The sequence below is a fragment of the Pelomonas candidula genome (genome assembly GCF_043555985.1).
Classification (GTDB): Bacteria; Pseudomonadota; Gammaproteobacteria; order Burkholderiales; family Burkholderiaceae_C; genus Pelomonas; species Pelomonas candidula.
Genome location: NZ_JBIGIC010000001.1, coordinates 206339 through 224257 on the forward strand (window position 1 = coordinate 206339; position 17919 = coordinate 224257).

The 17919-nt window shown below is 69.2% G+C and carries 20 protein-coding genes; 7 read left to right on the forward strand and 13 right to left on the reverse strand.

Annotated features, from left to right (window positions below; translation table 11 throughout):
- Positions 1-35 precede the first annotated feature (35 nt).
- The gene (locus ACG04R_RS01045; protein ID WP_394405702.1) at positions 36-200 is read left to right on the forward strand and encodes a hypothetical protein; all 165 of its coding nucleotides are present in this window, start codon (positions 36-38) and stop codon (positions 198-200) included.
- Positions 201-283: 83 nt separating this feature from the next.
- Positions 284-2008: an NAD(P)/FAD-dependent oxidoreductase gene (locus ACG04R_RS01050; RefSeq protein ID WP_394405704.1), complete on the forward strand. Its 1725-nt coding sequence runs from the start codon at positions 284-286 to the stop codon at positions 2006-2008.
- A gap of 73 nt (positions 2009-2081) precedes the next feature.
- On the opposite strand, the gene ACG04R_RS01055 is transcribed toward ACG04R_RS01050, so the two are convergent.
- From ACG04R_RS01055 to ACG04R_RS01080, 6 genes are all read right to left on the reverse strand, one after another.
- A complete protein-coding gene (locus ACG04R_RS01055; RefSeq protein ID WP_394405706.1) occupies positions 2082-2612 on the reverse strand; it encodes a hypothetical protein in 531 nt (176 codons plus the stop codon).
- Positions 2613-2678: 66 nt separating this feature from the next.
- On the reverse strand, positions 2679-3083 hold the full coding sequence (locus tag ACG04R_RS01060; RefSeq protein WP_394405707.1) for a hypothetical protein: 405 nt from the start codon (positions 3081-3083) through the stop codon (positions 2679-2681).
- A 177-nt stretch (positions 3084-3260) separates the two neighbouring features.
- Complete coding sequence (locus tag ACG04R_RS01065; RefSeq protein ID WP_394405709.1) at positions 3261-3485, reverse strand: DUF7661 family protein; 225 nt, start codon at positions 3483-3485, stop codon at positions 3261-3263.
- A 3-nt stretch (positions 3486-3488) separates the two neighbouring features.
- The gene (locus tag ACG04R_RS01070) at positions 3489-4130 is read right to left on the reverse strand and encodes a glutathione S-transferase family protein (RefSeq protein WP_394405710.1); all 642 of its coding nucleotides are present in this window, start codon (positions 4128-4130) and stop codon (positions 3489-3491) included.
- A gap of 13 nt (positions 4131-4143) precedes the next feature.
- Positions 4144-4509 carry a c-type cytochrome gene (locus ACG04R_RS01075; protein WP_394405711.1) on the reverse strand — a complete coding sequence of 122 codons (366 nt, stop codon included), beginning with the start codon at positions 4507-4509 and terminating at the stop codon, positions 4144-4146.
- Entirely contained in the window at positions 4506-4757 is a 252-nt protein-coding gene (locus tag ACG04R_RS01080) for a hypothetical protein (protein WP_394405713.1), read from the reverse strand. The genes ACG04R_RS01075 and ACG04R_RS01080 overlap by 4 nt, the downstream gene beginning before the upstream one ends.
- A 26-nt stretch (positions 4758-4783) precedes the next feature.
- Here ACG04R_RS01080 and ACG04R_RS01085 point away from each other — a divergent pair, with 26 nt between their 5' ends.
- Positions 4784-5065 (forward strand): DUF427 domain-containing protein, encoded by a 282-nt coding sequence (locus tag ACG04R_RS01085; protein ID WP_394405714.1) that lies wholly within the window; start codon positions 4784-4786, stop codon positions 5063-5065.
- Here ACG04R_RS01085 and mltA read toward each other — a convergent pair.
- The 3 genes from mltA to apaG form a co-directional block, all read right to left on the reverse strand.
- The gene (mltA, locus tag ACG04R_RS01090) at positions 5055-6161 is read right to left on the reverse strand and encodes a murein transglycosylase A (RefSeq protein WP_394405716.1); all 1107 of its coding nucleotides are present in this window, start codon (positions 6159-6161) and stop codon (positions 5055-5057) included. The two genes, ACG04R_RS01085 and mltA, sit on opposite strands and share 11 nt — an antisense overlap.
- Positions 6162-6263: 102 nt before the next feature.
- Complete coding sequence (locus ACG04R_RS01095) at positions 6264-8225, reverse strand: site-specific recombinase (RefSeq protein WP_394405718.1); 1962 nt, start codon at positions 8223-8225, stop codon at positions 6264-6266.
- Positions 8222-8596, reverse strand: a complete 375-nt coding sequence (gene apaG / locus ACG04R_RS01100; RefSeq protein ID WP_394405720.1) for a Co2+/Mg2+ efflux protein ApaG — start codon at positions 8594-8596, stop codon at positions 8222-8224. Before apaG ends, ACG04R_RS01095 begins: the two co-directional genes overlap by 4 nt.
- 77 nt (positions 8597-8673) lie before the next feature.
- Between apaG and ACG04R_RS01105 the strand changes: the two genes are divergently transcribed.
- The 4 genes from ACG04R_RS01105 (at position 8674) to ACG04R_RS01120 (ending at position 11511) form a co-directional block, all read left to right on the forward strand.
- The gene (locus tag ACG04R_RS01105) at positions 8674-9390 is read left to right on the forward strand and encodes a substrate-binding periplasmic protein (RefSeq protein WP_394405722.1); all 717 of its coding nucleotides are present in this window, start codon (positions 8674-8676) and stop codon (positions 9388-9390) included.
- 295 nt (positions 9391-9685) lie between these two features.
- Entirely contained in the window at positions 9686-10309 is a 624-nt protein-coding gene (locus tag ACG04R_RS01110) for a DNA-3-methyladenine glycosylase I (protein ID WP_394405724.1), read from the forward strand.
- A 36-nt stretch (positions 10310-10345) separates the two neighbouring features.
- Positions 10346-11032, forward strand: a complete 687-nt coding sequence (rpe, locus tag ACG04R_RS01115; protein WP_394405725.1) for a ribulose-phosphate 3-epimerase — start codon at positions 10346-10348, stop codon at positions 11030-11032.
- Positions 11033-11037: 5 nt separating this feature from the next.
- Entirely contained in the window at positions 11038-11511 is a 474-nt protein-coding gene (locus tag ACG04R_RS01120) for a low molecular weight protein-tyrosine-phosphatase (protein ID WP_394405727.1), read from the forward strand.
- Positions 11512-11659: 148 nt separating this feature from the next.
- Here the strand turns inward: ACG04R_RS01120 and ACG04R_RS01125 are convergent, their stop codons facing one another.
- The 4 genes from ACG04R_RS01125 to ACG04R_RS01140 all read right to left on the reverse strand — a co-directional run bounded on the left by ACG04R_RS01125 (position 11660) and on the right by ACG04R_RS01140 (position 17919).
- Positions 11660-14761 (reverse strand): efflux RND transporter permease subunit, encoded by a 3102-nt coding sequence (locus ACG04R_RS01125; RefSeq protein WP_394405728.1) that lies wholly within the window; start codon positions 14759-14761, stop codon positions 11660-11662.
- A gap of 85 nt (positions 14762-14846) precedes the next feature.
- Positions 14847-15992, reverse strand: coding sequence for an efflux RND transporter periplasmic adaptor subunit (locus tag ACG04R_RS01130; RefSeq protein ID WP_394405730.1), 1146 nt, complete (start codon positions 15990-15992; stop codon positions 14847-14849).
- A gap of 113 nt (positions 15993-16105) precedes the next feature.
- Positions 16106-17017, reverse strand: coding sequence for a pseudouridine-5'-phosphate glycosidase (locus ACG04R_RS01135; protein WP_394405732.1), 912 nt, complete (start codon positions 17015-17017; stop codon positions 16106-16108).
- On the reverse strand, positions 17014-17919 hold the full coding sequence (locus tag ACG04R_RS01140; protein ID WP_394405734.1) for a carbohydrate kinase family protein: 906 nt from the start codon (positions 17917-17919) through the stop codon (positions 17014-17016). Before ACG04R_RS01140 ends, ACG04R_RS01135 begins: the two co-directional genes overlap by 4 nt.

The window sequence follows — 17919 nt, forward strand, 5'->3', positions numbered from 1 at the left end:
GCCCCTGCTGTGGGCTAAGTTTCACTGGAGCCAACATGGGCAACAAGATCGTCACCGAAGCGGACCGCAAGGCCACTCCCCGTCCCACCGCCCCCAAGGGCGTCACCTTCACGGCCGGCAAGGGCCAGCTGCGCAGCCTGGAGCGCGGCTCGCACACCCGCTCCAAGAAGAACCCGGGCAAGCGCCCGCATTCGGGTTGATCATCCGGGCCTAGCGCCTGAAGGTTCACCACACACAGGCCCTGCGGGGCCTGTTTGCTTTTGTTGTCGGCTAAATCCTGACCATGATCCGCATCAACGAACTCCGCCTGCCGCTCAACCACGCCGAGGGCGCGCTGCGCCCGGCCGCGCTGGCCCGCCTCAAGCTGGCCGACGCCGAGCTGGCCGGCCTGCACGTCTTCCGCCGCGGCTACGACGCGCGCAAGCGCAGTGACATCCAGCTCGTCTACACGCTGGACTGCACGCTGGCTGAAGGCGTCGACGAAGCCGCCGTGCTGGCCCGCTTCGCCGGCGACCACCACATCCGCCCGACGCCAGACACGGGCTACCACTTCCTGGCCCAATTTGGACAAGGCCGGGGTGAGTTCACCGGCCCCCGCCCCATCATCATCGGCTTCGGCCCCTGCGGCCTGTTCGCCGCACTGATCCTCGCGCAGATGGGCCTGCGCCCCATCGTGCTGGAGCGCGGCAAGTCGGTGCGCGAGCGCACGCAGGACACCTGGGGCCTGTGGCGCGAGCAAAAGCTCGACCCCGAAAGCAACGTGCAGTTCGGCGAAGGCGGTGCCGGCACCTTCTCCGACGGCAAGCTCTGGAGCCAGATCAGCGACCCGCGCCACCTCACACGCAAGGTGCTGACCGAATTCGTCAAGGCCGGCGCGCCGGAGGAAATCCTCTACGTCAGCAAGCCCCACATCGGCACCTTCCGGCTGGTCAGCATGATCATCAAGATGCGGGCCGAGATCGAGGCGCTGGGCGGCGAGATCCGCTTCCAGCAGAAGGTGACGGACCTGCACATCGAGGACGGCGCTGATGGGAAACATGTGCGCGGCGTGACGCTCGAATCGGGTGAGCAGATCGCCGCCACCCACGTCGTCATCGCGCTGGGCCACAGCGCGCGCGACACCTTCCAGATGCTGCACGCGCGCGGCGTGCACATGGAGGCCAAGCCCTTCTCCATCGGCTACCGCATCGAGCACCCGCAGAGCCTCATCGACGCGGCCCGCTTCGGCCCGAGCGCCGGCAACCCCATCCTCGGCGCGGCCGACTACAAGCTCGTCCACCACGCGAAGAACGGCCGCGCCGTCTACAGCTTCTGCATGTGCCCCGGCGGCACGGTGGTGGCCGCCACCAGCGAGCCCGACCGCGTCGTCACCAACGGCATGAGCCAGTACTCGCGCAACGAGCGCAACGCCAACGCCGGCATCGTCGTGGGCCTCACGCCCGAGGACTACCGCCAGGACGGAAAGCGCGACGGCAGCCCCGTGAACCCGCTGGACGGCATGGCCTTCCAGCGCCAGTGGGAGAGCCGCGCCTACGAACTGGGCGGCGGCGGCTACCTCGCGCCGGGCAGCCTGGTAGGCGACTTCATCAAGCGCCAGGTCAGCAAGGAGTTCGGCGACGTGCTGCCCAGCTACAAGCCCGGCGTGACGCTGACGAATCTGCAGGATAAGGGTCGTGGCTCATTGCCGACCTACGCACTGGAAGCCATCCGCGAAGCACTGCCCGCCTTCGCACGCCAGATCCGCGGCTTCGACCGCCCGGACGCGGTGCTGACCGGCGTGGAGACCCGCACCTCATCCCCACTGCGCATCAACCGCGGCCGCGACTACCAGAGCCTCAACGTGCGCGGCCTGTTCCCGGCCGGTGAAGGCGCCGGCTACGCGGGCGGGATCATGTCGGCCGGCGTGGACGGCATCGAGGTGGCGGAGGCGCTGGCGGCGGATCTGCTGGGCATGCCCGACGCGCCGGTGCTGCAGGGCAAGGGGGCGAAGGCGGGTGGGCAGGTGTGAGGTAACGCTTGGCTGCGTCAACGTTCGCGCTCAGCGGACAGCGAAGCCGTCCGCTGCAGCAAAAGGTTAAACATCAGTCGTCGAACTCGTTCCTGTTATCGGGAATCTTCGCGTCAGACGGTAGCCCGGGAAGCAGTCTGCCCAGCAATTCGGGTCGAGACCTGAACATCGCAGAGTCTAAGAACTTCCACTCCGTATCCGGACGATCACGCAAGGCAATCAGATAGCCGATGCTCCGACCACGGCGCGTCGCGGTGTGAATTTCGTGGCGATACGGTATGAAACAGGCCTCGACTCCATTTGCCGCATATACAGAGCCCGGGGTGCCGAATTCGGACCTGTCGATCAACAGGCCCATGGCTGCGAACTGCTTCATTGCAGCTTGAGTCATGGACTGAATGGCTTCAACTGGAACTCCGAGCCGCGCGATCAAAGGCGACGTGAGGTCGGCGACGGTTCTGGCGTCGCTACGCAGCGTTGCTTCCTGAAGCTTATGGGCACCCTGAAGAACCGTGGCTTGCTCTGAGAACGACAGCTCCGCAGCGGACGCGCTGAACAAGCTGCCCAATAGAGCCGCTGTGACAAGAAAAGCAACGATGCGCATGCTGATGTTTAACGTTTGAGCTGAGGGGCCAAGTGCCCTGCCGGTGGTGGCCACTCGAAAGAAGGATTAGGCCGCACCGCTACGCAGGCAGGTACTTCTCGTTGACCGCTGCACGGTGAGACTTGAGACAGGCCAGTCGGCTAGCTCTCGGACAACGAGTTCTCGCAGGGATTCGAGTTCGGCACCATCCTCGACTATGTCTCGAAGGATGAGCCTTGGCTTACGAGAAGTAAGCAGCAGTTGGAACTGCAGATTCTTGTGGTCGTCGGTGAAGATGTCTACAGCTAGCTTCACTGGCCCTTCGTCGAACCACGCGAACCAGCCCCAGTCTTCTTGGTTGGACTGCAGGTCATTGCCGTACCTTGCTCTAAGCACGGGCAGCAATCGATCCAGCACAACGTCACCACCTATGCAGCAATCATTGATGTACTGGTCTGGATCGGTGATTTCAACCTGCTTCGAGAAGGTCAAGGCGTAGGGCATGTGCGGCCTAACGTGTTTTAGAGACATAACCCCTGCTGCATAAAACCGGAGCTGCTGCCGCAAGTGCTTGATGGACAACGACTATGCCAATAAACATCGGCAAAAGCGGCGCAGCGCTACAAACACGCCAAATCGCCTCGGAGGCCGACGGTGCTTCGTGAGCACCTATCTCTGTACCCGAAAGATCCCGCCCTTCTTGTACGCCGCCTGCTCGTGGAACAGGTCGAACAGGAACTGCTCAAGTTCGTCGTCGGCGACGAACTCGGGGATGACGAAGTGGGCCGGCAGCCGCTTGCCGTCGTTGCCGACGGACAGCACCGACCAGCCACCACCGCCGGTGCGTTCGATGTCGAACAGGCCACCGAAGATGTTGAAGCGTTCGGACAACATGGCTCAATCCTCCGGAAAACGGTCGCGCCACAACGACGCCAGCCGCGGATCGTTGTCGACGCGGTGCACAGCCGCCAGCATGCGCGGCGCCACCTCGGCGAAGCGTTCCCGCCACGGCCCGAAGCGGGACACGACGGTAACGTACAAGTCCAGCACCGTCAGATCGTCGCCCAGCAGATAGCGGCCCGGCGAGAGCTGGGCGTCCATCGCGGCCCAGCAGAACGCGATGCGGTCGTGCACGGCCTCGACGACCGCGTCGCGCGCAGATTCAGGCGCGCCGATGCGCCGCACGTCGGGCTTGATCCAGTGCAGCGCGTAGATGGCCGACGACACGTAGAGCATCCAGCGCAGGAACTGCCGGCGCCGCGGGTCGTGCAGCCCCGGCGCGAGGCCGGCGGCGGGGTCGAGGTCGGCCAGGTAGAGCAGGATGGCCGCGCTCTCGGTCATGACCTCGCCGTCGGGCAGCACCAGCGTCGGGATCTGCCGCATCGGATTGCTGGTGGCCACGCGGTCGCGCGCGGCGGCCTCGGCCCAGGTGGCACCCTCGATCAACGTGTAGGGCAGGCCCAGCAGCGTCAGCGCCGCTTCCACCGCCACCGAGCCGGAAGCGGCGGCGCCATAGAGGGTAAGCGGGGGATGGGTCATGGCCGGGTCTCCTTCAGCGCTCCTGCGTGGCCAGCCAGGCCAGCAGGTCGGCCACCTTCTGCTCGTTGATGCCCACGCCCCAGTAGCGCATCTTCGTGCCGGGCACGACGCCGCCGGGGTCGCGCAGGAAGGCCGTCAGCGTGGCCTCGTTCCACACCAGGCCGGAGGCCTTCATGCCGGGCGAGTAGGCATAGCCGGGCAGGCTGCCGGCCTTGCGGCCCAGCAGCCCGTTGAGCTGCGGCCCGAAGCCATGGCGGGCGGATGGCCCCACCGCATGGCAGTTGGCGCAGGACGCGAACAGCTTGCGGCCGGCCACGGGGTCGCCGCCGGCCTGGGCCAGCAGCGGCACCCACAGCAGCACGGCCAGCAGGCGCTTCACGGCTGGGGCTCCCCGGGCGGCATCAGGTCGATCAGCTCCTTCAGGAAGGCCAGCGCCTGCTCCGGCAGCTCGAAGTGCATCTCGTTGTTCAGCTCGACGACGTCGCCCTCCGGCCCCTTGTGCACGACGGACCAGCCGCCCGCGCCGCCGTCGATGGCGAGGATGCCGAACTGGCCCGCAGCGAGGTCGCGGGCGCTGCCGCCGGTGACGACGATGTCGCGGCCGAGGTGGGAGTGGTAGCGTTTCATCCAGACCATTCTCCCAAGGAGCACCCATGAAAGCAGTCTGGAACGGCATCACGCTGGCCGAGAGCGACGACACGGTCGTCGTCGAAGGCAACCATTACTTCCCCGCCGAGTCGCTGAACACCCAGTACACGACCTTCAGCAACCACGTCAGCCGCTGCGCGTGGAAGGGCGAGGCCAAGTACCTGAGCCTGCTGGTGAACGGCGAGATGAACCCGGATGCCGTCTGGTACTACCCCGACCCGCTGCCGGCCGCCGCGGAGATCAAGGGCCGCTACGCGTTCTGGAAGGGCGTGAAGGTCACGGAGTGACGCCCAGCGGCAGCAGCGCCCACAGCCGCAGCGGCTGCCGGGTGCGGCTGGCGCGCTGCGCAGCGTCGTCGCCCCAGCCCCAGAACAGGTCGGCACGCACGGCGCCGGTGATGGCGCTGCCGGTGTCCTGCGCGAGCACGAGGCGGCGCAGCGGCGCAGCAGTGGCACCGGGCGCCCAGGGCTCGGTGCTGTCCAGCCACAGCGGCGTGCCCATGCCGATGCAGGCCTTGTCCACGGCGACGGAGCGGCCCGGCGTCAGCGGCACGCCCAGAGCGCCGCGCGGGCCTTGCGCCGCGTCGGGCAGCGGCTCCTCGCGGAAGTAGACGACACGCGGGTTCACGGCCAGTGCGTCGCGCGCCTTGGCCGGGTTGCGGCGCGCCCAGTCGCTCAGGGTGCGCGGCGTCGCATCAGGTACCTCGCCACGGTCCAGCAGCGCGCGGGCGACGGACTGGAAGGGCTGGTCGTTGTGGCCCGCCCAGGTGACGCGGCTGATGCGCTCGGCACCCGACGCGTCGCGCATGACGAGGCGGCCAGAGCCCTGGACCTGCAGCTGCAGCAGCGCGAACGGATCGTCCACGTAGGCCAGCTCCAGCGCCGTGAAGCGCGGGTTGGTGTCGATGTCGCGGCGCGGCGTGCGGCGCAAGGCCGGGTCGGCCGGCAGCGCGTGCAGCGGCCACTGGAAGGTGCCCTGGCGCGTGCGGCTGGCGGTGAGCTGGGGCTCGAAGTAGCCGGTCAGCAGGCCCGTCGTCTCGCCGTTGTCGGCGGCGAGCCGCCACGGGCGCAGGTGCTTCATCAGCAGCGCGGCGGCTTCCAGCGGGTCGGTGGGCGACTGCAGCGCGGCGCGGGCGCAGAACTCCGCCCAGCCGGGCGCCGGGCGCTGGCAGCCGGCCAGCAGCGCGGGCCAGGCGGCAAGCAGGTCGTCGCCGCCCCAGCCAGGCAGGTCGGGCCAGTCGGCGGCCACCCAGCGCCTGCCAGCCGCGGGTGCCTGCGTCGGGGGCGGCGCCCCGGGGGCCGACGGCGGCTGCAGGGTCGTCGTCGAGCAGGCGGCCAGCGTTCCTAGAATCGCGGCCAGCCCTCCACGCGCCCACCACGCCATGCTGCTCCTCGCCCTCGAAGCCCTCGGCGCGCTGCTGATCTTCGTCTTCATCATCTGGTGGACCATGTTCGCCGGCCGCAGGAAAGGCGAGCGCAAGGAGGACTAGCGCGGGGGCAGGAGGAAGCTCAGCGGCTCGCGCCGCAGCCGTGTGCGGATGGCGGCGTAGACGCGCCGGCGGTCGGCCAGCCGGATGCCGCGCGAGCGCAGCGCCACGCGGAAGGCGCAGAAGAAGCTGACGCCGACGTTCAGCACGCCGATGCCGGCGATGCACAGCACGCAGGACCAGAAGGCCCAGGTACCCATCACGCCGAAGCCCAGCGCGCCCACGGCCGCGGCGAGCTGGCCGGTGGCCAGCGTCACGTGCCGCACCTCCAGGCCCAGGCCGAAGAAACCGCCCAGCGCCGGCACGAGGCCCAGCATCAGGCCCAGGCTGATGTTGGCCGCCAGCCCGGAGATGTTGGCCCGCCACCAGCGCGACCAGCGCTGCGCCCGCGCGTGGCCCAGCGTGTCGACGATGCGCGGGTTCCAGGCGATGGCGCTGTCCAGCCGGTGGAAGACGAACCAGTTCTCCACCCAGCCGGCGATGAGGCTGGCCGCGAACAGCAGCACGCCGGTGAAGGCGGCGAACAGCAGCGACGGCCCCCCGAGGCTGAGCGAGTGCAGCACGTACAGCGCGTCCTTCTCGCCCACCAGCGGCGCGCCGAAGGCCAGCCAGCACAGGCCCTGCACGGCCAGCACCACCGGCGCGACGAGCGCGAGGTTGCCGAGGATGCCGGCGGCCTGCGAGCGCGTGAGGTGGGCCACCTCGTCGACGAAGCCCTCCAGGCCGTCGTCACGCCCCACGTTCGCCAGCTTGTGGGCCATGGCCGGCGCCGTCATGGCGGGCTGCTTGGTGGCCACCGTCCAGTGCAGCAGGTGGATGACGACGAAGCTCAGCGCGTAGTTCACGCCGGCCCAGAAGCCGCCCCAGAAGGCCGTGAAGCCCAGCAGCGCGATGAGGAACTTGAGGAAGGTGGTGCCGGCGATGACGGCGCCGCCGCCGGCCGCGCGCCACAGCATGTCGCGGTACTCGGCGCGGTTGCGGGTGATGTAGTGCTCGCCGGTCTCGGCACTGCGCTCGGCCACCTTGCGCGCCAGCAGCGAGTAGTGGCGTGCGAACAGCGTACGCAGGCTGCGCCGCTCGTGCACCACGCGCACCAGGCCGGCCACCAGGCGCAGCAGCTCGCGCTGCGGCTCGGGCGAGAGCAGGCAGGCCAGCAGCGCCTCGATGCGGTCCAGCCGCGCGGTGAGCTGCTCCACGGAGAACATCAGGTCCACCGAGACGCCGTGCGCCTCGAGGTGCTCGGGCACCGTCAGCGCGGCGGCGCGGCAGCGATCGAGCAGCGCGCGCAGGTAGTGCGTGGCCGGCACCAGGGCCGCGGCGTCGCCGCCCGCGAGCGCGCGCTCGACGGCCTCCCAGGCCGTGGGCAGCTGGTGGAAGGGCTTGTCCTGCACCAGCTGCTCGTCCATGCGCACGCGCAGCGGCCCGGCCAGGCCGGCGGCATGCACGCTGCTGATGAGCACGGTGATGGCCGCGCGCGCCTCCACGCGCCAGCCGTCGTCGGGCGTGGCCGCGAACAGCAGGCCCAGCCGCGCCAGCAGCTCATCGTCGATGGCGGCGATCCAGTCCTCGTCGGTCTCGCTGCCGAACAGCAGCTCGAACAGGTCGGCGAGGTCGCGCGTGTCGGTCGTGCCGGGCAGCAGGCGGCGGCGCAGGCGGCCCAGGAACTCGTGCCACAGCGCCATGCGCGGCGCAAAGCCCACCTCGGCGAACAGGCTCACGGCGTCGACGTCGTTCCACACGCCGCCGATGACGTTGGCGAACGCCCAGGCGTGGTCGGGGTGGCGCTCCAGCATGTTGAGCAGGTGCTTGAGGCGCACGAGGGGGCGCGGCGTGCCCGGCGCGGCCTCCCCGCGCGGCGCGTGCCGCAGCCATTCGAGCAGGCGCACCAGCCACAGGTTGCGCTCGGCGAGCGGGGCTTGCGGGTCTGCTGCGTTTTGCAGCGCGGTGAGGTCCCAGGTCAATGCAGGGAGGCGCTGTCGGCCAGCAGGAATTCGTCGACGTCGGCGTGGAAGACCTCGCAGGCCTCGGTCACGCACAGGAAGCGGCCGCGCATCGTGCCCTGCGGCGTGCCGATCTGGGCCCACGAGCTGTACTGGAAGCTCTGGCCCGGCGCCAGCACCGGCTGGTGGCCCACGACGGCCAGGCCGTCGACGACCTGCACCTGGCCGCGGGCGTCGGTGATCTCCCAGTGCCGGCCGATGAGCTGGGACAGCACGTCGCCGGTGTTCTCGATGGTGATCGTGTAGCTGAAGGCGTAGAGGCCTTGCTCGAGATGCGTCTGCTCGGGCAGGGCTTGCACGGAGACGCTGCAGCTGAATCGGGGCGTGGGCATGGGGTGATTGTCGCTATGCTCGGCTCATGTTGGTGCGCAGACTCCAGGCACGGTGCGGACTCGGATTGCTGGCGGCCTTGCTGAGTCTGGCCGCCGCGGCGCAGGAGGTCAGCCTGCGAACCGTGCAGCAGGCCAGCTCCACCGTCAAGTACGACCCCGACGGCCCGCCGCAGAAACCGGGCCTGTGCATGGAGGTGCTGCACGCCGTCGAGAAGGCCGACCCGGGCCTGCACTTCACGGGGCTGGAACAGCATGTGCCGCTCAAGCGCGTCGAGCGGCTGCTGGGCGAGGGCCAAGTCGATGCCTTCTTCTGCCTGCTCAAGTCCCCCGAGCGCGAGCGGCAGTGGCGCTACTCGCCGGTGCCGCTGTACGTGATCCGCCATGTCATCGTGCAGCGCGCCGACGACGCCCGCCACTTCGACACGCTGGCCGAGCTGGCCGCCGCCAGCCGCAAGAAGCGCGTGCTGGTCATGCGCGGCACGGCCATCGCGCGCCATCTCGTCAACGCTGACGTGGCCATCGCCGAAGTCGGCTCCGAGCGCGAGGCGCTGCAGATGCTGACCATGGGCCGCGCCGACCTCATCTACGGCCAGGACATCAACCTGCAGCGCCACATCGTCGACACGCGGCAGAACGACAAGTTCAAGTTCGGCCGCACCGTGTTCCAGGAAGAACCGCAATACCTGGCCCTGCGCGCCGACCTGCCGCCCGCCGTCGAGGAACGGCTGACGCAGGCGCTGCGCAAGCTGGAGAAGGACGGCACGCTGCGCCAGTTGGCCGACAGGTATCGTTGACCCCTCGCCCAAGGTGCACCTTGGTCGGGACCGCTCTGCGGCCAGCGGCCGCAGAGCTTCGGCAGGCACAGGCCGTCCACTGGACGCCCTGTGTCCGGCCTCAGCCCCCGAGGGGACCGCGATGCTTGCCGGATCGACCGGCAAGCACATCGCCTGAGTGGGCCGGCTTGGGAGCGGCCCGGCGCTCGGCCTGCACAAGGCACTACGGCCGCTGGAATCACCAGGCAAAAAGATCGCTGACACGGCAGGGTCAGCCTGCGTAGACACTTGGGCCCTCGCACATAGCCGATTCAAGATGTCGACAGTCCGCCCTCTTTACCTACCGCCCGACGGCCGGCCCCGCTGTGCCTGGTGCGCGGCCGCGCCCGGCGACGAGACCTATCTGCGCTACCACGACGAGGAATGGGGCCGGCCCGTGGCCGACGACTTCCGGCTGTTCGAGAAGCTGTGCCTGGAGGGCTTCCAGAGCGGGCTGTCGTGGCGGACCATCCTGAACAAGCGCGACGCCTTCCGCGCCGCGTTCGCGGGCTTCGACTTCAACAAGGTGGCCAACTTCGGCGAGAAGGACGTCGCCCGGATGCTGGCCGACCCCGGCATCGTGCGCCACCGCGGCAAGATCGAGGCGGCCATCCACAACGCCGGGCGCTGCGTGGAGCTGGTCGCCGAGCAGGGCTCGCTGGCCTCCTACCTGTGGCGCTTCGAGCCGCCGAAGAACTCGGTCGCGCACAACCTCGCCACGTCGGCGCCGTCCGAGGCGCTGTCCAAGGACCTGAAGAAGCGCGGCTGGAAATTCGTCGGCCCGACGACCATGCACGCGCTGATGCAGGCCATGGGCCTCATCAACGACCACCAGCCCGGCTGCCATCACTGGGCCGAGGCGCAGAAGGCACGCGACGCGTTCAAGCGCCCCGGCCGCTGAACCCGGCGCAACCCGCGCTGCCTAGAATCCGCGGCTATGGCCGCCCCTCAATACCGCATCGCCCCCAGCCTCCTGTCCGCCGATTTCGCCCGCCTGGGCGAGGAGGTGAAGCATGTGCTGGCCGCCGGCGCCGACTGGATTCACTTCGACGTGATGGACAACCATTACGTGCCCAACCTGACCTTCGGGCCGATGATCTGCGAGGCGCTGCGCAAGCACTCGGTCAAGCCCGACGGCACGCCCGCCGTGCTGGACGTGCACCTGATGGTGCAGCCGGTCGACAGCCTGGCCCAGGCCTTCTGCCGCGCCGGCGCCGACATCGTCACCTTCCACCCCGACGCCAGCACCCATGTGGACCGCACGCTGCAGCTCATCCGTAGCGAGGGCAAGCAGGCCGGCCTGGTGTTCAACCCGGCCACGCCGCTGGACGTGCTGGAGTGGGTCATCGACAAGGTGGACGTCATCATGCTGATGAGCGTGAACCCGGGCTTCGGCGGCCAGAGCTTCATCCCGTCGTCGCTGGCCAAGCTTCGGCGCGTGCGCGAGATCATTGCCGCCAGCGGCCGTGACATCCGCCTGGAGATCGACGGCGGCGTGAAGGTGGACAACATCCGCGAGATCGCCGCGGCCGGCGCCGACACCTTCGTTGCCGGCTCGGCCATCTTCGGCAAGCCGGACTACAAGTCGGTCATCGACGCGATGCGTCAACAACTCTCCGCTTGAACGCCATGGCCGCCCTCCTGCTCGTCTGCACCGCCAACATCTGCCGCTCGCCGATGGCAGAGGCCATCTTCAAGGCCAAGCTGGGCGATGTGTTCAAGACCATCGACTCCGCCGGCGTGCACGCCGACCCCCGCGGCGGCCCGGTGGATGCGCGCGCCGCGGCGGCGCTGGCCCGGCACAACTACAGCCTGGACCGCAAGTGGCGCTCGCACCGCATGGAGCCCGAGCAGATCGGCAAGTACGACCTCGTGCTGGCCATGGAGGCCGAGCATGTCGAGGCCCTGCGCAAGCAGGCTGCGCCGGAGCAACAGGCCCGCATCCTGATGCTGACCGACTTCGTACCGGAGATGGCTGGCCAGGACATCCCCGACCCCTACTTCGGCCCCGTCGCCGGCTTCGATGCCGTCATCGGCATGATCGAGCGCGCCGCCGGCAGCCTGCTGATGGCGGCGCGCGAGGGCCGCCTCAAGTTCGCCTGAACCGCAGCCCCTCGTCCAAGAAATACTTGGCCGGTCCCCCGAGGGGACGGCGATGCTTGCCGGATCGACCGGCAAGCACATCGCCAAAGCGGGCCGGCTAGGGAGCGGCCCGGCGCCCGGCCCGCCAAAGGCACGACGGCCGGCCCGATCAGGCCGACTTGCTGGCGAACTCGGCCACCTCGCGCTCGTCCGGCCCCGTGCCGCTGAACCGGTCCAGCGCCAGGTAGATGACCGGCGTGATGTAGAGCGTCACGGCCTGCGACAGGATCAGGCCGCCGACCACCGCCAGGCCCAGCGGCTGGCGAAGCTCGGCACCGGCACCCAGGCCCAGCGCGATGGGCAGCGCGCCCATCAGCGCGGCCAGCGTCGTCATCATGATGGGTCGGAACCGCAGGATGCAGGCCTGCCGGATGGCCTCGGCGGGCGCGAGGCCCTGGCTGCGCTGCACGTCCAGCGCGAAGTCGATCATCATGATCGCGTTCTTCTTGACGATGCCGATCAGCATGACGATGCCGATGGTGGCGATGATGGTCAGCTCCATGCCGAACAGCTGCAGCGTGATCAGCGCGCCCACCGCCGCGGACGGCAGGCCGGCCAGGATGGTCAGCGGGTGGATGTAGCTCTCGTACAGCACGCCCAGCAGCACGTAGATGACGGCCACGGCCAGGCCGATGAGCAGCAGTTGGCCACCCTGCGAGTCCTGGAACACGGCCGCATCGCCGCCGTAGCTGGTGATGACGCTGGCCGGCAGCTGGATGTCGCGCGTGAAGGCCGCGATCTGCTTGGTCGCGTCGCCCAGCGGCACGTTGGGCGCGAGGTTGAAGCTGATCGTGATGGCCTGCAGCTGCCCCTGGTGGTTGACGGCCGTCGGGCCCAGCGCGCGCTGCACGGTGGCGAAGGCTGTCAGCGGCACCTGCGTGCCGTTCTTGCCGCGCAGGTAGATCTTGTCGAAAGCAGCCTCGCTGCTGCGGTCGCTGTCGCCCGCCTCCATGATGACCTGGTAGGTGTTGCTCTCGGCGTAGATGCTGGACACCTGACGCTCGCCGAAGGCACCGTACAGCGCGTTGCGCAGGTCCTGCATCTGCACGCCCAGCAGCGCCGCGCGCTCGCGGTCGATGACGAGGCTGGCCTGCAGGCCGCGCATCTGCGAGTCGCTGGTGATGTCGCGGAAGCGCTCGTCGGTGCGCAGCTTGTCCTGCAGCTTGACGGCCCAGGTGTTGAGCTCGCCGGCGGACACGGACTGCAGCGTGTACTGGTAGCGGCTCTTGCTCTGCCGGCCGCCCAGCTGCAGGTTCTGCACGGGGCGCAGGTAGACGGCGATGCCCGGCACCTCGCGCAGCTTCTTGCGCAGGCCCTCCAGCACCCGGGTCATGGGCTCGCGCACGCCGCGGGGCTTGAGGTTGATGAACATGCGGCCCGTGTTGGTGGCGCTGCCCGAGGGCCCGCCGCCGACGGCCGAGCTGAGCGCGGCGACGTTGGGGTCGTTGCGCACGATGGCCGCGACGCGCTCCTGCAGCAAGGTCATCGCGGCGAAGGAGGTGTCCTCGGCCGACTCGGTGCTGGCCTGGATCTGGCCGATGTCCTCCTCGGGGAAGAAACCCTTGGGGATGGTCGTGTAGAACCACACCGTCGCCACGAAGCTCAGCACTGCCACACCCAGCACCCACCAGCGGTGGCGCAGCGCCACGTCCAGCGTGCGCGTGTAGGCGTTCAACGTGGCCGTGAAGCCGCGCTCGAACAACCGCCCCAGCGGGCCGTCTTCATGGTGCTCGTCGGCCTTCAGCAGCCGGCTGCACAGCATGGGCACCAGCGTCAGCGACACGACCGCCGACACCAGGATGGACAGGCCGACGACGACGGCGAACTCGTGGAACAGCAGGCCGATGACGCCCGGCATGAAGAAGATGGGGATGAGCACCGCCACCAGCGACACCGAGATCGACAGGATGGTGAACGCCATCTCGCGCGCCCCGCGCACGGCCGCGTCGAAGGGCTTCATGCCGTCCTCGACGTGGCGGACGATGTTCTCCAGCATGACGATGGCATCGTCCACGACGAGGCCCACGGCCAGCGTGATGCCCAGCAGCGAGATGTTGTCCAGCGAATAGCCGAGCGCAAACAAGAGAGTGAGCGCGCCGATCAGCGAGATCGGCAGCGAGGCCGTCGGGATCAGCGTGGCCACCGCACGGCGCAGGAAGATGAAGATGACCAGCACCACCAGGCCCACGGTCAGCGCCAGCGTCACGTAGACGTCGTGCAGCGACTCGCGGATGGACACCGAGCGGTCGTTGAGCGTGCGCATCTGGATGGACGCCGGCATCTGCTCCGCGTAGCGCGGCAGCAGCGCCTTGACCTTGTCGACGACCTGCACGGTGTTCGCGTCCGGCTGGCGCTGGATGGCCAGCACGATGGAGCGCTCGCCCTGGTAGGTGGAGTAGGTCTTGCTGGTCTCGACGCTGTCCTGCACCTCGGCCACGTCGCGCAGGTAAACCGGTGCGCCATCGCGCGAGGCGACGACGATGTTGCCGAACTCGGCGGCGTTGCGCAGCTGGCGGTTGGCCTGGATGGTCAGCGTCTGGCGCGAGCCGTCCAGCACGCCGACGGGCGTGTTGGCGTTGGCGGCGTTCACGGCCGTCTGCAGGTCGGCCAGCGTGATGTTGCGCTGGTTCAGCAGCTCGGTGCGCACCTTGATGCGCACGGCGTAGCGCTTCTGGCCGTAGATGGACACCTGGGCCACGCCGTCGATGGTGGACAGGCCCGGCGACAGCAGGTTCTCGGCGTAGTCGTTCAGCTCGGTGAGGTCGATGGACGGCGAGGTCAGCGCCACCAGCAGCACCGGCGCGTCGGCTGGGTTGACCTTGCGGTAGTTGGGTGGCGAGGTCATCTCCGCCGGCAGCGAGCGCAGCGAGCGGAACAGCGCGGCCTGCACGTCCACGGCGGCCGCGTCGATGTTGCGCGACGGATCGAACTCCAGCGTGATGGACGTGTTGCCCAGCGTGTTGGTCGACGAGATCGTCTGCAGGCCGGCAATCGTGGAGAACTGCTTCTCCAGCGGCAGCGCGACGGACGAGGCCATCGTCTCGGGCGCCGCACCGGGCAGCGACGCGCCGACGTTGATGATCGGCGTGTTGTACGACGGCAGCGCGGCGACCGGGATGCGGCTCCACGCCGCCAGACCCGCGATGACGAGTGACAAATTCAGCAGCACGGTCATGACCGGCCGCCGGATGAAAACCTCGGTGAGTCTCATGCCAGCCCCTCGCTCGATGAGCACATCGCGCGATCCCCCGCGGGGATCGCGGGCTGGCTTGGGGCGGCCCTGCGCTCAGCCCGCGTCATTTGCCGGCACCCGAAGCCGCCTTGGCCGCGCCATCGCCGCCACTGGGCGTGATGCGCAGCGGCGTACCCGGCCTCAGGTTCTGCTTGCCGTCCATGACGACATGCGCCGTCGCGTCCAGGCCCTCGACGACGGCCTGCTCGCCCACGGCGGAGCGCAGCTGCACGCTGACCAGCCTGGCCGTGTTGTCGGGGCCGACGACGTAGACCGAGCGCTCGTTGCCGCGCAGGATCAGCGCCGCCTGCGGCACCACCGTCGCACCCTTCAGCGTGCGCAGCGTGACGCGCACGCGCAGGTACTGGCCCGGCCACAGCGTCCGCGCCTTGTTGTCGAACTCGGCCTTGACCTTGATGGTGCCGGTGGTCGTGTCGACGAGGTTGTCCACGGCGATGACCCGGCCCTTCACGGTCTCGGCACCGGGCGGCATGGCCTCGACGTCCAGCGGGCCGGCGCGCGTGGCCTCCAGCAGCGAGGCGAGCTGGGTCTCGGGTACCGCGAAGCTCACGGCGATGGGGTCCAGCTGCGCGATGTTGACCAGCGGCACCGCCGTCGCGCTGGCCTGCACCAGGCTGCCGGGGTAGACGTTGACGATGCCGGCACGGCCCGTGATGGGCGCGCGCAGCTCGTTGTAGCCCAGCGTGACCTGCGCGGCCTGCACGGCGGCCTCGTCGCTGCGTACCAGCGCCTGGCCAGCGTCAAAGGCAGCCTGGGCCGTGTCGACAGCGCTCTGCGCGACGAAGTTCTGCGCCTTCAGTTCCTTGGCGCGGTTGAGCTGGCGCTCCAGGTCGGTCTGGCCGGCACGGTCACGTGCAAGCTGGGCACGCGCCTTCTCCAGCGGGGCGCGGTCGGCACGGTCATCGAAGCGGAACAGCAGCTCGCCCTTCTTCACGTTCTGGCCGTCCCTGACCAGCACCTGGGCGACCGTGCTGGTCGTCTGCGCGCGCAGGTCCACGCTCTGCAGCGCCGTGACGGTACCGCTGGCCTCGACCGTGAGGGGCACGTCGGCCTGCTTCACCTGCATGACGCTGACGTTCTGCGCCGCCGGCGTGCTCGCCGTGCCGGCAGCGGCGCCGGCATCGTCCTTGCGCCCACAACCGGCCAACAGGGTCAGACTCAGGCTGCAAAGAAACAGGGGGGAGGACACGCGCATGCAAGCCTGCTGAAAGTAATAGGGGTTGACTGAAAAAACAGATCAGCTTAACCGCCCATCTTTGCTGGTAGTTTTCCGGCCCAGCCTGCCAAGCGCGCTTTTCGTGTTTACTTCTGCAGCAGCGCGCGAGCCAGCCGCGCGCCCACCACGGCGTTGTTCTTGACCAGCGCGATGTTGGTCGCCAGGCTCTGGCCGCCGGTCAGCGCCTTGATGCGCGCCAGCAGGAAGGGCGTGATGGCCTTGCCATGAATGCCCTGCTGGTCGGCCTCGGCCAGCGCCTGCGCCGTGATGGCATCGATCTCCGCGCGCGGCATGGCCTGCGCAGCGGGCACCGGGTTGCTGACGACGACGCCGCCGCCCAGGCCCAGCGCCCACTTGGCGCGGATGAAGCGGGCCTGGGTGTCGGCATCGTCCATGCGGAAGTCGGCCTTGAGGCCGCTGTCCGGCGTGAAGAAGGCGGCGAAGTTGTCTTGCCCGACGGACAGCACCGGCACGCCATGCGTCTCCAGGTATTCCAGCGTCAGGCCCAGGTCGAGGATGGACTTGGCGCCGGCGCAGACGACCGCCACCGGCGTGCGCGCCAGTTCCTGCAGGTCGGCCGAGATGTCGAAGCTCTCGGCGCCGCCGCGGTGCACGCCGCCGATGCCGCCGGTCACGAACACCTCGATGCCGGCCAGGTGGGCGCAGATCATCGTCGCGGCCACCGTCGTCGCGCCGAGGCGGCCGGTCGCGATGGCGAACGGCAGGTCGCGGCGGCTGAGCTTCATCGCGTCGGGCGCCTGCGCGAGCTGCGTCAGCTCGGCGTCGGCCAGGCCCACGCGGATGCGCCCGCCGATGACGGCGATGGTGGCCGGCACGGCGCCTTCGGCACGGATGACGTCCTCCACCTCACGGGCCGTCTCCAGGTTCTGCGGCCAGGGCATGCCGTGGGCAATGATGGTGGATTCGAGCGCCACGACGGGCTTGCCGGCGGCACGGGCAGCGGCGACTTCGGGGGAGAGCTGGATCAGGTCGTTCATCGGTTCAGGAAATCAGGGGTGAGTTCGGGGTGGACGCTGTCCTCGGTCTGCAGCGTCAGCGCGGCGAGGTCCAGACCCAGGCGGGCGGCGGCGTCGAAGTCATTGGCATCGTTGAGCAGCGCGGCGCAGACGCCGGCCGACAGTGCATCGCCAGCGCCGGTCACGTCGACAACGTCGACCTCGGGCGCAGCCCAGTGGCGCGGCTCCCGGCCGGGCTGGCTCAGCAGCAGGCCGTCCTCACCGTGCGACACCAGCACGCAGCCGACGCCACGCCGGTGCAGCCGCGCGAGCGCCTCGTCGGGCTCGTCGGCCACGGTGGACAGCTCGCCCGCGTTCAGGATCAGCAGGTGCAGGCCTTGCAGATCTTCCGGCAGCCGCTCCATCTTGGCCTCGGACACCGCCACGCCGACCAGCGGGATGCCGCTGGCGCGCGCCTCGCCGAGCAGCAGCGGCCAGGCGTCGTGCGGCAGGTTGCCGTCGGCGACGATCAGCGCCGCGCGGGCACGCAGATCCTTGCTGGACTCCAGCGCCCAAGGGTTGAGGCGCTCGACCAGCGGCATGGCCGCCAGGCCCAGGTGCAGATCGCCGTCCGGCGACAGCACGGCCGTGTAGCTGTCGGTCACGTGCCGGCGCAGCCGCAGCACGGCGTCGGTGGCAATGCCGACGCGCGTGGCCTGCTCCATCAGCATGCGGCCGCCGGCGTCATCGCCCACGGCGGCGATCAGGGCGACGGGCAGGCCCAGGCGCGCCAGGTTCTCGGCGACGTTGCGCACGACGCCGCCGGGTGTCTCATGCGCTTCACACGGGTTGGACGATCCGGCCAGCGCCTGCGCCAACAGGCGCAGCTTGCGGTCGACATTGAGGCCGCCGATGCAGACGATGGGGGCGGCAGAAAGAGTCAT